Source organism: Agromyces ramosus, assembly GCF_004216665.1.
In the GTDB taxonomy this organism is placed as follows: domain Bacteria; phylum Actinomycetota; class Actinomycetes; order Actinomycetales; family Microbacteriaceae; genus Agromyces; species Agromyces ramosus.
Map to the genome: position 1 here is coordinate 330009 of NZ_SGWY01000001.1, position 12363 is coordinate 342371.

12 protein-coding genes are annotated in these 12363 nt (G+C 73.2%); 6 read left to right on the plus strand and 6 right to left on the minus strand.

The annotated features are described in order from the left end of the window. Nucleotides 1–6 precede the first annotated feature (6 nt). On the minus strand, nt 7–687 hold the full coding sequence (gene mtrA, locus EV187_RS01525) for an MtrAB system response regulator MtrA (RefSeq protein WP_130351274.1): 681 nt from the start codon (nt 685–687) through the stop codon (nt 7–9). A 200-nt stretch (nt 688–887) separates the two neighbouring features. Between mtrA and EV187_RS01530 the strand changes: the two genes are divergently transcribed. Genes EV187_RS01530 through EV187_RS01550 form a run of 5 tightly spaced genes read left to right on the plus strand, consistent with a single transcriptional unit; the run spans nt 888 to nt 6429 of the window. Continuing rightward, complete coding sequence (locus EV187_RS01530) at nt 888–2189, plus strand: DUF7847 domain-containing protein (RefSeq protein WP_165391065.1); 1302 nt, start codon at nt 888–890, stop codon at nt 2187–2189. Continuing rightward, a complete protein-coding gene (locus EV187_RS01535; RefSeq protein ID WP_130351276.1) occupies nt 2180–2857 on the plus strand; it encodes a DUF4129 domain-containing protein in 678 nt (225 codons plus the stop codon). The genes EV187_RS01530 and EV187_RS01535 overlap by 10 nt, the downstream gene beginning before the upstream one ends. Continuing rightward, entirely contained in the window at nt 2854–4119 is a 1266-nt protein-coding gene (locus tag EV187_RS01540) for a DUF4350 domain-containing protein (RefSeq protein ID WP_130351277.1), read from the plus strand. Before EV187_RS01535 ends, EV187_RS01540 begins: the two co-directional genes overlap by 4 nt. Further along, nucleotides 4116–5090 carry an AAA family ATPase gene (locus EV187_RS01545; protein WP_130351278.1) on the plus strand — a complete coding sequence of 325 codons (975 nt, stop codon included), beginning with the start codon at nt 4116–4118 and terminating at the stop codon, nt 5088–5090. The genes EV187_RS01540 and EV187_RS01545 overlap by 4 nt, the downstream gene beginning before the upstream one ends. Before the next feature lies 1 nt (nt 5091). Further along, entirely contained in the window at nt 5092–6429 is a 1338-nt protein-coding gene (locus EV187_RS01550) for a DUF58 domain-containing protein (RefSeq protein ID WP_130351279.1), read from the plus strand. A gap of 55 nt (nt 6430–6484) precedes the next feature. Here EV187_RS01550 and EV187_RS01555 read toward each other — a convergent pair whose 3' ends face one another. Next, a complete protein-coding gene (locus tag EV187_RS01555; protein WP_130351280.1) occupies nt 6485–7480 on the minus strand; it encodes a stage II sporulation protein M in 996 nt (331 codons plus the stop codon). 17 nt (nt 7481–7497) lie between these two features. Between EV187_RS01555 and EV187_RS01560 the strand changes: the two genes are divergently transcribed. Further along, the gene (locus tag EV187_RS01560; RefSeq protein WP_130351281.1) at nt 7498–8340 is read left to right on the plus strand and encodes an RDD family protein; all 843 of its coding nucleotides are present in this window, start codon (nt 7498–7500) and stop codon (nt 8338–8340) included. Between the two features lie 36 nt (nt 8341–8376). On the opposite strand, the gene ahcY is transcribed toward EV187_RS01560, so the two are convergent. The 4 genes from ahcY to EV187_RS01580 all read right to left on the minus strand — a co-directional run bounded on the left by ahcY (nt 8377) and on the right by EV187_RS01580 (nt 12285). Beyond that, a complete protein-coding gene (ahcY, locus tag EV187_RS01565) occupies nt 8377–9858 on the minus strand; it encodes an adenosylhomocysteinase (RefSeq protein WP_130351282.1) in 1482 nt (493 codons plus the stop codon). A gap of 37 nt (nt 9859–9895) precedes the next feature. Beyond that, on the minus strand, nt 9896–10225 hold the full coding sequence (locus EV187_RS01570; protein ID WP_130351283.1) for a hypothetical protein: 330 nt from the start codon (nt 10223–10225) through the stop codon (nt 9896–9898). A gap of 414 nt (nt 10226–10639) precedes the next feature. Then, complete coding sequence (locus EV187_RS01575) at nt 10640–12073, minus strand: phosphomannomutase/phosphoglucomutase (RefSeq protein ID WP_130351284.1); 1434 nt, start codon at nt 12071–12073, stop codon at nt 10640–10642. Continuing rightward, nucleotides 12070–12285 (minus strand): DUF3499 family protein, encoded by a 216-nt coding sequence (locus tag EV187_RS01580; protein ID WP_130351285.1) that lies wholly within the window; start codon nt 12283–12285, stop codon nt 12070–12072. The genes EV187_RS01575 and EV187_RS01580 overlap by 4 nt, the downstream gene beginning before the upstream one ends. Nucleotides 12286–12363: the final 78 nt, after the last annotated feature.

Here is a 12363-nt window from a genome sequence, read left to right on the forward strand (position 1 = left end):
CTCGGCCTACGTCGTCGCGCCGGCCCGATAGCCGACGCCGCGCACGGTCATGACGATGCGCGGGTTGTCGGGGTCGTGCTCGACCTTCGCGCGCAGGCGCTGCACGTGCACGTTCACCAGCCGGGTGTCGGCCTTGTAGTGGTAACCCCACACCTGCTCGAGGAGCATCTCGCGAGTGAACACCTGCTGGGGCTTGGACGCGAGCGTGAGCAGCAGGTCGAACTCGAGGGGCGTGAGGTTGATGCGCTCGTCGCCGCGACGCACCTCGTGGCCCGCGGCGTCGATGGTGAGGTCGCCGACCCCGAGCGTGTCGACCACGGGGTCGGGGGCCGGCCGCAGCCGCGTGCGGATGCGGGCGACGAGCTCCTTGGGATTGAACGGCTTGACCATATAGTCGTCGGCGCCCGATTCGAGGCCCTTCACGACGTCGGCGGTGTCGGACTTGGCCGTGAGCATGATGATCGGCGTGCCCGACTCGGCACGGATGCGACCGCAGACCTCGATGCCGTCGATGCCGGGCAGCATCAGGTCGAGCAGGACGAGGTCGGGCTTCGTCTCGCGGAACGCGGCGAGCGCGCCGGTGCCGTCGGCGCAGAACGCCGGGTCGAAGCCCTCGGTGCGCAGCACGATGCCGATCATCTCCGCGAGGGCCGTGTCGTCATCGACGACGAGTACGCGTGGGGTCATCCGTTCGGTTTCCGTCGGGGCCCGCGAGGCGGGCCGATGGCAGTGGATCCACTGTAGTCGTTCGTTGCCGTGAGCCGCCCGGAAGCGCGCTGGGAGCCGCGGGAGGCCCCCTCGAGCCGGCCGCTCGGGCCGGGCAGGTGACGGATGCCTCGCGGTACGCGAAATGTGCGAGCATGGGGACACCCCGCCGGAAGGAGCGCATGCAGGTGTCCGATCACGACTGGCAGGCGCCCGGCGGACCGGCTCCGGCCCCGAACGGCACGCGGGCCGCGGGCGACGCGACGACCGGGGGCGTGACGCCGCCACCGCTCCCGCCCGGCTCCACCGCGTACGGGCCTCCCGGCGCCACTCCGCCTCCCGGCGCCTTCCCGCCTCCCGGCGCCTTCCCGGCTCCCGGCGCCTTCCCGCCGCCCGGCGCGGGAGGCTGGACGCCGCCGCCGAAGCCCGGCCTCCTCCCGCTTCGCCCGATGAGCTTCGGCACCCTGCTCTGGGCGCCCTTCCGCACGCTCCGCCGCAATCCCGCCGCGACCTTCGGCAGCGGCCTCGTGGTGCAGCTCGTCACCGCGATCGCGACGGCCGCGGTCCTGGTGCCCTTCCTCACGCTCACCCTGTCCCGGCTCGAGGGTGCGACGACCGCCGACGCCGATGCGCTGCTCTCCGGCGCGGTCGGCGGCTTCCTCCTGCTCATGCTCGTCCCCGTCGCACTGTCGGTCGTCGCCGGCGCGTTCCTCCAGGGCGTGATGGTGGTCGACGTGGCGACCGGCACCGTGGGCGAACGGCTCGGGTTCGGCGCGCTCTGGAAGCGCGCCGCGAAGCGGATCTGGCCCCTGATCGGATGGACCCTCCTCGTCGGTGCCGCACTGCTCGTGGCGTTCGCCCTGCTCTTCGGCGTCGTCCTTCTCGCCGCCGCCGTCGACTCCTCGCCCCTCGGCATCCTGATCGGCGTCGTCGGGGCCCTGGTCCTCGGGCTCGGCCTGCTCGTGGTCGGCTTCTGGGTCGGCGTGAAGCTCGCCCTGGTGCCGAGCATCATCGTGCTCGAGCACGCCGGCATCCGCACCGCGATGACCCGGTCGTGGCGCCTCACGAACGGTGCCTACTGGCGCACGCTCGGCGTGCTGCTGCTCGTCGGCGTGATCCTGAACGTGGCCGCCCAGGTGGTCGTGCAGCCGGTCTCGCTGGTCGGCACCCTGCTCGCACTCGTGATCGACCCGACCGGCACTGGCGCCGCCCTCACGATCACGATCATCACCACGATCGTCACCCTCGTGCTGTCGCTGCTGATCGGCGCGATCACGGCCGTGGTTCAGGCGGCGCTCGTGGCCGTGATCTACATCGACCTGCGCATGCGCAGGGAGGGACTCGACCTCGAGCTCGAGCGGTTCGTCGAGCAGCGCGACGCGGGGCAGCCGGTCGGCGATCCGTACCGCGTCCCCGCCGACGCGTCCACCCCGGCCGCCGCGTCGGCGCCGCCCGGAAGCGAGCGCCCCGCCACGTGGTCCTGAGCGTCCTGAACCCCCTGCTCGAGACGCCGCTCGATCCCGATGCACCCGAGGCCCGGCGGTGGCTGCAGGACGAGCTCTCCAAGCCCGAGTACGTGAGCGCGGAACCCAACGCGTTCGACCTCGCCATGCAGTCGATCCGCGACTGGTTCGTGGGGCTCTTCGAGGGCGCCTCGGGCATCCCTGGCCCGCTCCTCGCGCTACTCGTGCTCGTCGTCGTGGTCGTGCTGGTCGTGGTCGGCCTGCTCGTGTTCGGGCTACCGCGACTGCGGCGACGTCGACGGGCCGCCGAACCGCTCTTCGACGACCACGACCGCCGCGACCTGCGGGCGCTCCGCCGCGCCGCCGTCGCGGCCGCCGAGGCGGGCGACTGGCCCCTGGCCATCGAGGAGCGGTACCGGGCGATCGTGCGCGGCATCGTCGACCGCGATCTCGTGCGCGTGCACCCCGGCACCACCGCCCGCGGCGTCGCGGATGCCGCGGCCGCTCCGTTCCCGGCGCACGTCGAGGCCCTGCGGTCCGCGGCCGCCGACTTCGACGCGGTGCGGTACCTCGGCCGATCGGGCTCCCGCGAGGACTACGACGCGCTGACCCGGCTCGACGGCGAGCTCGCGGCCGCGACGCCCGCGACGCCCGTCCGCGAGCGCGCGACCGACGGAGCGCCGGCATGACCGCCACCCGCGCCCCCGCCCGCGCGCCCGCCGCCGAGACGGGCACCGACCCCGTGGCCGCCGCGATCACGCCGACCCTGCGCGAGACGTTCCGGCGCAGGCGCGCGTGGATCGTCATCGCAGCCGTCCTGGTGCTCGGCGCGCTCGTCGTGCTCGTCGTGCAGGGCGGTGCACGCGCGCCCGGGCCGATCCTCGGGGCCGACAACCCGGCGCCGCCCGGCTCGAAGGCGCTCGTCCAGGTGCTCCGCGCGCACGGCGTGGACGTGAGCGAGGCGCGGACGGCGGAGGCCGCGCTCGATGCCGCCGCGAGCGGTGCGACGGTGCTGCTCTACGACGAGACCGGGATCCTCGGGGCGGAGCGCCTCACGGAGCTGGCCGCCGCCGCAGACCGCCTCGTGGTCGCCGAGCCGGGGTTCGGCGCGCTCGAGGCGCTGGCCCCCGGCGTGCGCCTCGCCGGCGCGGCGAGCGGTCCGATCGACGACGTCGCCTGCGCGGCGCGGCCGGCCGAGCGCGCGGAGGCCCTGTCGGACGGCCAGCGGCTGCTCACGGTCGACGATGACGCCGCGGCGGCCGGGTGGCGAGGATGCTTCCGCGACGGGGAGTTCGGGTACGCCGTCGCCACGGGTCCCGGTCCGTCGGGCGGCGAGGTCGCGCTCGTCGCGGCGACGACCGTGTTCGAGAACGAGCACGTCGACGAGTCCGGCAACGCGGCGCTCGCGATCGGCCTGCTCGGGGCATCCGACGAGCTCGTCTGGTACCTGCCCGGGCCCGCCGACGCCGACGCCGCCGAGGCGCCGACCCTCGCGGAGCTCACACCCGGGTGGGTGAGCCCGGTCGTGGTGCTCGCGATCGCCGTCACCATCGCCGCGGGCGTCTGGCGAGGACGCCGTCTCGGGCCGCTCGTCGTCGAGCGGCTGCCCGTGCAGGTGCCCGCGGGCGAGACGAGCGAAGGCCGGGCCCGGCTCTACGCGCGCAGCACGTCGCGAGGGCACGCGCTCGACCAGCTCCGCATCGGGGCGATCGGCCGCATCGCCGCCGTGCTGCGGCTGCCGCGCTCGGCACCCGTCGAGGCGGTCGCGGATGCCGCGGCGCAGGCGACCGGGCGTGACGCGGCATCCGTGGCCCGCCTCCTGGTGGGCACCCGACCGGCCGGCGACCGCGAGCTCGTCGACCTGGCCGCTGAGCTCGACCGGCTCGAACACGACGTCGCCGCCTCCGTGCGGCCCGACGACCGCACCGACCCGACAGGAAGGCGACCATGACCGACGCGATCGCGACCACCGAGGAGGAGCTGCGCGCCGCGCTGAACCGCGTGCGCACCGAGGTGGGCAAGGCCGTGGTCGGCCAGGACGGCGCCGTCACCGGCCTGATCATCGCCCTGCTCACGCGTGGCCACGTGCTGCTCGAGGGCGTGCCCGGCGTCGCGAAGACGCTGCTGGTGCGCACGATGAGCCGCACCCTGCAGCTCGACACGCGGCGCCTGCAGTTCACGCCCGACCTGATGCCGGGTGACGTGACGGGATCGCTCGCCTACGACCCGCGCACCGGCGACTTCGCGTTCCGCGAGGGTCCGGTGTTCACGAACATCCTGCTCGCCGACGAGATCAACCGGACGCCCCCGAAGACCCAGTCGGCGCTGCTCGAGGCGATGGAGGAGCGCCAGGTGTCGGCCGACGGCGTGACCCGCCCGCTGCCCGACCCGTTCATGGTCGCCGCCACCCAGAACCCCATCGAGTACGAGGGCACGTATGCACTGCCCGAGGCCCAGCTCGACCGGTTCCTGCTGAAGCTCGTGCTCGAGGTGCCCGAACGCGACTCGGAGGTGCTCCTGCTGCGGCGCCACGCCGACGGCTTCGACCCGCACGACCTCGCCGCCGCGGGGGTGACGCCGGTGCTCGGCGCGGAGGAGCTCGCCGCGGCGCGCGCCGCCGCCGCCGCCGTGCGCGTCTCCGACGACGTGCTCGCCTACGTCGTCGACCTCGCGCGCGCCACCCGACGCAGCCCGTCGATGCGGCTGGGCGTCAGCCCGCGGGCCACCACCGGGCTCCTCGCGGCGTCGAAGGCGTGGGCGTGGCTCACCGGCTACGACTCGCTGACGCCCGATCACGTGCAGGCCATGCTCCTGCCCGTGTGGCGGCATCGGGTGCAGCTGCGTCCCGAGGCCGAGCTCGAGGGCGTGTCGGTCGATGCGGTGCTGCGGTCGATCGTGCAGCAGGTGCAGGTGCCGCTCTGACATGGCGGTCACCGGTCGGTTCGTGCTCCTGGTCGCGCTCGGCGTCGTCCCCGTCGTCGTGGCGGGCCTGCAGGGCGCGGATGCCGCGTGGCTCGCGCTCGTCGGATGGCTCGCCCTCTCGATCGGCGCCGGCGTGCTCGACCTCTCGCTCGCGGCGTCGCCGCGCCGGCTCGTCCTGACGCGCTCGCTCCCCGATCGGGTGCGCCTCGGCGAGACCGTGACGTCGGAGCTCGCCGTCCAGCACCTCGGCCCGCGCGTGCTCCGGGCGGTCGTCAGGGACGGCTGGGATCCCTCGGCGGGCATCGCCGGGCCCAACCGCACACGCCTGCGGATCCCGCCGGGCGAACGGCGCCGGATGTCGCTGGAGCTCACGCCGTGGCGTCGCGGCGACCGCCGGGCCGAGGAGGTCACGATCCGCTCCTCCGGACCGCTCGGGCTCTGGTCCCGCCAGGCCACGCTCGCCGCGCCGGGCCGCCTCCGCGTCCTGCCGCCATTCCATTCGCGGGTGCACCTGCCGTCGCGGCTCACGCGCCTGCGGGAGCTCGACGGACGCACGCCGCTGCTCATCCGCGGCCAGGGCACCGAGTTCGACTCGATCCGGGAGTACGTGCGAGGCGACGACGTGCGGTCGATCGACTGGCGGGCCACCGCGCGGCACGTCGACCCCGAGGTGCCGGGGAGCATGCGCCTCATGGTGCGAACCTGGCGGCCCGAGCGCGACCGCCGCATCGTGATCGTCGCGGACACGTCGCGCACCGCCGCGGCGCGGGTCGACGACGAGCCGCGACTCGACACTGCCTGGGAGGCGTCGCTGCTGCTCGCCGCGCTCGCGTCGCACGCGGGCGACCGCGTGGACTTCCTGGCGTGGGATCGCCGCCTGCGGGGCCGGGTGCACGGGGCGGGCGGCGCCGAGCTCCTCGCCCGCATGGTCGACACCATGGCGGGCATCGACGCGGAGCTCATCGAGGCCGACTGGGCGTCGGTGCCCGGACACGTGCGCCGGGTGACCAGCCACCACGCCCTCGTCGTGCTCCTCACCGCGGCGGACTCGCCGGGCAGCGCCCGCGGACTCCTCTCGGTGCTCCCGCAGCTCACCGCACGCCACACCGTGGTGGTCGCCTCCGTCGCCGATCCGGCGCTCCTCGCCGCGCGCCACGAGCGTGACACGCTCGACGAGGTCTACGGGGCGTCCGCGGCCGAGCGCGGCCTCCTCGACGTGGAACGCGTGGGGGCAGCCATCCGACGCCTGGGCGGGATCACCGTGACCGCGGCACCGCACGAGCTGCCGCCGGCGCTGGCGGACTGCTACCTCGAGCTGAAGGCGACCGGCCGGCTCTGAGCGCCATGCTCGTCGCGCGCTCGACGGCCGCGGTTCCTACCCCTGTCCGCCGTCGTCATCCGGCGACGATACGGCTCGCGCCGGCGTCGAACTCGACGAGGTCGCCCGTCTCGCCGGCTCGCCACGCGCGCCGCCCGAGCACGAGCATGTACGCCAGGAACCCGCCGAGCGCGGCCACGCCGATGCTGATCTTCACGGGCCACGGCCACGGCGCCGGCGTGACGAAGCCCTCGATCAGGCCCGACACGAAGAGGAAGAACACGAGCCCGATGGCGACGCTGAACAGCGAACGCGCATCCTCGGCGAGGGCGACGCCGCGCGAACGCGGTCCGGGCGCGACCCACGCCCAGAAGATCCGCAGGCCCGCCGCCGCAGCCACGAACACGCAGGTGAGCTCGAGGAGTCCGTGCGGCGCGATGTAGAGGAAGAACGTGTCGGCCTCGTCGTAGGCGAACATGACGGCGGCCGTGACCCCGAGGTTCTGCGCGTTCTGCAGGATCACGTGGGGCACCCAGACCCCGAGGATGCCGAACGCCACGCACTGCGCGGCGATCCACGCGTTGTTGGTCCAGACCGCCCCGGCGAACGACGCTGCGGGGTTCTCGGAGTAGTAGGCGACGAAGCCCTCGTCGGCGACCTGCCGCAGCTCCTCCTCGGTGCCGAGGGCCGCGAGCACGCGCGGGTCACCGCCGATCCACCAGGCGTACAGCGCGGCCACCGCGAACGTGACGACCGCGACGGCCAACGAGAGCCACCGGAGGCGGTAGAGCGCGGCCGGGAGGCTGACGATCGCGAACCGGGTGAACTGGCGGAGCGGGTTCTCGGGCGCACCGGTGAACCGGAGCCGGGCGCGCGCGAGGCTCACCGACAGTCGGTCGCCGAGCGCCGTCGACCCCGCCGTCGCCTGGACGAGCGAGAGATCGGACGCCGTGGCCTGGTAGCGCTCGATCAGCTCGTCGGCGCCTGGGCCGTCGAGCCGGCGCGTCGTCGCGAGCACGTCGAGCCGCTCCCAGTCGTCGTGGCGGGCGGAGGCGAGCGCGTCGAGGTCCATCTGCTTGAATACTACCCATGGCCTCCGCGACCGCCGCCCGGAGCCGGGTCGCCCGGTTCGACGACGAGGGACTGGTCACCGGCGAGGCCGTCACGCTCGACGTCCGACCGGCCAGCGCCCTCATCAGGGCCGCCGGCTCGGCGATCGACGTGCTCCTGTCGCTGCTGCTCATCGTGGCGCTGCTGCTGTCGCTCGCCGGGCTCTCCGTCGACGAGGCCGCCTTCCGCGCCATCCTGGTCGCGGGCATCGTGGGCTGCATCGTGGTGCTGCCGACCGCGGTCGAGACCGCCTCGCGCGGGCGGTCGCTCGGCAAGCTGGCGCTCGGGCTCCGCGTGGTGCGCGACGACGGCGGCGCGATCGGATTCCGCCACGCGTTCATCCGCGCGCTCACGGGCGTCGTCGAGATCTACCTCACGTTCGGCGGCCTCGCCGTGCTGGTCGGCTTCCTGAACCCCTCGTCGAAGCGCCTCGGCGACCTGCTCGCGGGTACCCACGCCCAGGTCGAGCGGGTGCCGAGGGTGCCGTCGGCGGCGTTCGGTGTGCCGGCCGAGCTGGCGGACTGGGCGGCCACCGCCGACGTGGCGCGCCTGCCCGACGTGCTCGCGCGTCGCGTCGCCTCGTTCTTCGGGAACATCGACCACCTCGTGCCCGAGAGCCGCGCCCGGGTCGCCGCGTCGCTCGCAGCCCAGGTCGCACCCTTCGTCTCGCCCGTGCCGGATGCGCCGCCCGAGCGGTTCCTCGCCGCGGTCGTCGCCGTCCGGCGGTCCCGCGACCTCACCGCGCTGCAGCTCGAGGACGCACGAATGGACGCCCTCGCGCCGGTGCTCACGGCCAAGCCGGTGGGATTCCCGGAGCGGTGAGGGCCGGATGCCGCGAGCCCGCGGCATCCGTCGTCGTCAGTACCGGTAGTGGTCGACCTTGTACGGGCCGTCGATGGAGACCCCGATGTAGGCGGCCTGCTCGGGCGACAGCTCGGTGAGCTCGACGCCGAGCGCATCGAGGTGCAGACGGGCGACCTTCTCATCGAGGTGCTTCGGCAGCACGTAGACGCCGATCGGGTAGGCGTCGAGGCGGGTCCACAGCTCGATCTGCGCGAGCACCTGGTTCGTGAACGAGTTCGACATCACGAACGACGGGTGACCGGTCGCGTTGCCGAGGTTCATGAGGCGCCCCTCGCTGAGCACGAGCACGCTGCGGCCGGTGGGCAGCCGCCACTCGTGCACCTGCGGCTTGATCTCGACGCGCTCGGCACCCTCGAGCGACTCGAGTCCGGCCATGTCGATCTCGTTGTCGAAGTGGCCGACGTTCGCGACGATCGCGAGGTGCTTGAGGCCGAGCAGGTGGTCGAGGCGCACCACGTCCTTGTTGCCGGTGCCCGTCACGACGATGTCGATCTCGCCGATGACCGACTCGAGGCGCGAGACCTGGTAGCCGTCCATCGCCGCCTGCAGCGCGCAGATCGGGTCGACCTCGCTCACGATGACCCGGGCGCCCTGGCCGCGGAGCGCCTCGGCGGCACCCTTGCCCACGTCGCCGTAGCCGGCGACGAACGCGACCTTGCCGCCCATCAGCACGTCGGTGGCCCGGTTGAGGCCGTCGGGCAGCGAGTGCCGGATGCCGTACTTGTTGTCGAACTTCGACTTCGTCACCGAGTCGTTCACGTTGATCGCCGAGAACAGCAGCTCGCTCTTGGCGTGCAGTTCGTAGAGGCGGTGCACGCCGGTGGTGGTCTCCTCGGTGACGCCCTGGATCTCGGACGCGATCCGGGTCCAGCGGTCGGGCGAGAGCTCCAGCGAGCGCCGGAGCGTGTCGAGCACGACGCGGAACTCGTGGCTCGTGGCATCCGTCGCCTCGGGCACCACGCCGGCCGCCTCGAACTCGCGGCCCTGGTGCACCAGCAGGGTGGCGTCGCCGCCGTCGTCGAGGATCATGTTCGGGCCGATCCAGTCGGCGCCGGCGTCGGCGGCCTCGGTGCTCCAGTCGAAGATGCGGTCGGTGCACCACCAGTACTCCTCGAGCGTCTCGCCCTTCCAGGCGAAGACCGGCACGCCCTGCGGGTCGTCGACCGTGCCGTCGGGCCCGACCACGACCGCCGCGGCGGCCTCGTCCTGGGTGGAGAAGATGTTGCAGCTCGCCCAGCGCACCTGCGCGCCGAGCGCCACGAGGGTCTCGATGAGCACCGCGGTCTGGACGGTCATGTGCAGGCTGCCCGCGATGCGCGCCCCGGCGAGCGGCTTCGACGCGCCGAACTCCGCGCGGAGGGCCATCAGCCCCGGCATCTCGTTCTCGGCGAGGCGCAGCTGGTGGCGTCCCGCTTCGGCGAGGGACAGGTCGGCGACCTTGAAGGGCAGGGCGGTGGTGACAGGCGGCGTCGTCATGCGGACCATTCTCGCAGGACCGCGGGAACTCGTCGCGTCAGCCGCACAATTCGGACGGGACGTTCGACGTCGGAACCGCCGAGATGTTCACGACCGCCTCGTCGTCCATCCAGAAGACGATCCAGCCGTCGGAGTCCTCGACCGCGAACAACCGCGAGTTGTTGCTCGTCCCCGTCTGCTGGATACCCGGGTACGCTGCCTCCAGCTCCGAGAGGGTCGCCCCCAGCCGTATGCCGGCGGCGGTCGACGGCGAGACGACGGCGCCCGGGGTCCCCCAGCTCGTGACCTGCACGAACGCGATCGCCGAGCCGTCCTCCTCGGTGACGACCGACAGGTTCGCCAAGCCCTCGCCCTCCAGGTACGTCACCAAGGGATTGGGGCACGCCGTCGCCTCGACTGCGTACGGCCCTGTCCCTGGAGCTGCCGGGTCGAACGCCGCGCCCCGCTTCAGCGGCCCGATGCCCGCGCCGCTGACGATCCACGTCGATGGATCGTCGAGGACCTGAGGCGACTGCATGGGGGTGTCGTCCGCGGGCGCGGTGCTCGGCGACGGCGTCGCGCTCGCGGTGGTGCCGGCCGGCGGTGTGCTCGGCGTGGCGTCCGCTCCCGGAACGCACCCGGTCAGCGCCGCGATCGATGCGGCCACGAGTGCGAGCCTTGCCCAACGAACGTTCAATCCGTGTCCTCCCTTGGTGCGCGACGGCCGTTCGGACAGGCCGACGGCGGGGTCCTGGTCCCCGCCGTCGCTCTGTATCGTCTCGGCCTGGGCCGAGCCTAGCGCTCAGGCGCGGATGAGCCCGAGCACCTCGTCGCGCACCGCCGCCATCGTGGCCGCGTCGGCGCCCTCCACGTTCAGCCGCAGCAGCGGCTCGGTGTTCGACGGTCGCACGTTGAACCACCAGAACGGCTCGCTCTCGGGCGTGATGCCCGTCACCGTGAGCCCGTCGAGCTCGTCGAAGTCGGCACGACCGGTGAACGCCTCGACGATGCGCGTGTAGGCGGCGGGCACGTCGTCGACGACCGAGTTGATCTCGCCCGACAGCGCGTAGGGCGTGTAGCGGGCAGCGAGCTCGGAGAGCGGTGCCTCCTGCGCGCCGAACTCGGCGAGCAGGTGCATCGCCGCGAGCATGCCGTTGTCGGCGCCCCAGAAGTCACGGAAGTAGTAGTGCGCGGAGTGCTCGCCTCCGAACACCGCACCCGTCTCCTTCATGCGGTCCTTGATCAGGGAGTGGCCCACCCGCGTGCGCACTGCCGTGGCGCCGGCCTCCTCGATCGTCTCGGGGACGAAGCGCGAGGTGATCAGGTTGTGGATGACGGAGATGTCGTCCTCCCCGGCGGCGCGAACGCGCGAGATCTCGCGGAGCGCGACGATCGCGGCGACCGCGGAGGGGTTCACCGCCCCGCCCTGTTCGTCGACGACGAAGCAGCGGTCGGCGTCGCCGTCGAAGGCCAGGCCGAGGTCGGCGCCGTGCTCCACGACCGCGCGCTGCAGGTCGACGAGGTTCGCGGGCTCGAGCGGGTTCGCCTCGTGGTTCGGGAAGGTGCCGTCGAGCTCGAAGTAGAGCGGCACGATCTCCAGCGGCAGGGCGGGCAGGCCGGCGGCCTCGCCGAGCACCGCGGGAACCGTGAGTCCGCCCATGCCGTTGCCGGCGTCGACCACGATCTTGAGGGGCCGGATGCCGCTGAGGTCGACGAGCGAGCGGAGGTAGGCGGCGTAGTCGGCGAGCACGTCGGCGGTGCTGATCGTGCCCGGGGTGGCGGCGTCCGTGATGCCCTCGTCGAGGTAGTCGCCGGCGCGGTCGCGGATCGCGGCGAGGCCGGTGTCCAGGGAGATGCCCTGTGCGCCCGCGCGCGAGAACTTGATGCCGTTGTAGGCGGCCGGGTTGTGGCTCGCGGTGAACATCGCGGCCGGGGCGTCCATGGACCCCGAGGCGAAGTAGCTCTCGTCGGTCGAGCAGAGCCCGATGGCCACGACGTCGGCACCCCGTCGGGTGGCGCCGCGGGCGAAGGCCGCGGCGAAGCCGGGCGAGGAGTCGCGCATGTCGTGCCCCACGACGACCGTGCCGCCTGCGGCGCCCACCTCGTCGACGAACCCCGCACCGAGTGCCTCGACGGACTGCTCGGTGAGCCCCTCGCCCACGATGCCGCGGACGTCGTAGGCCTTCACGATCGCGTCGAGGCGCGCGCGAGCTTGGGAGGGTGCAGCGGGAGTCATGCCTTGAAATGTACCCCACCGAGAGAAACGTGCCGCACGACCTGCCACCCGACCGGCGCGGAGGTGCGCTCGGCATGACGGCTGCAGAGGTCGTAGCCGTTGGGCTCGCGCGCGAGGGCGAGCGGGCCCAGCACCGCCATCGAGTCGGCGTAGTCGAACGTGAGGGTCGCGACCGCCTCGGCGGTGCATGCGGTTCGCGAACAACGTCTCATGGCTCCACCAGAGTAGCGAGCGATGCGGACATTACGATGGAGGGCATGCCCCGTTCCCGTCGTGTCGCCACACCTCGC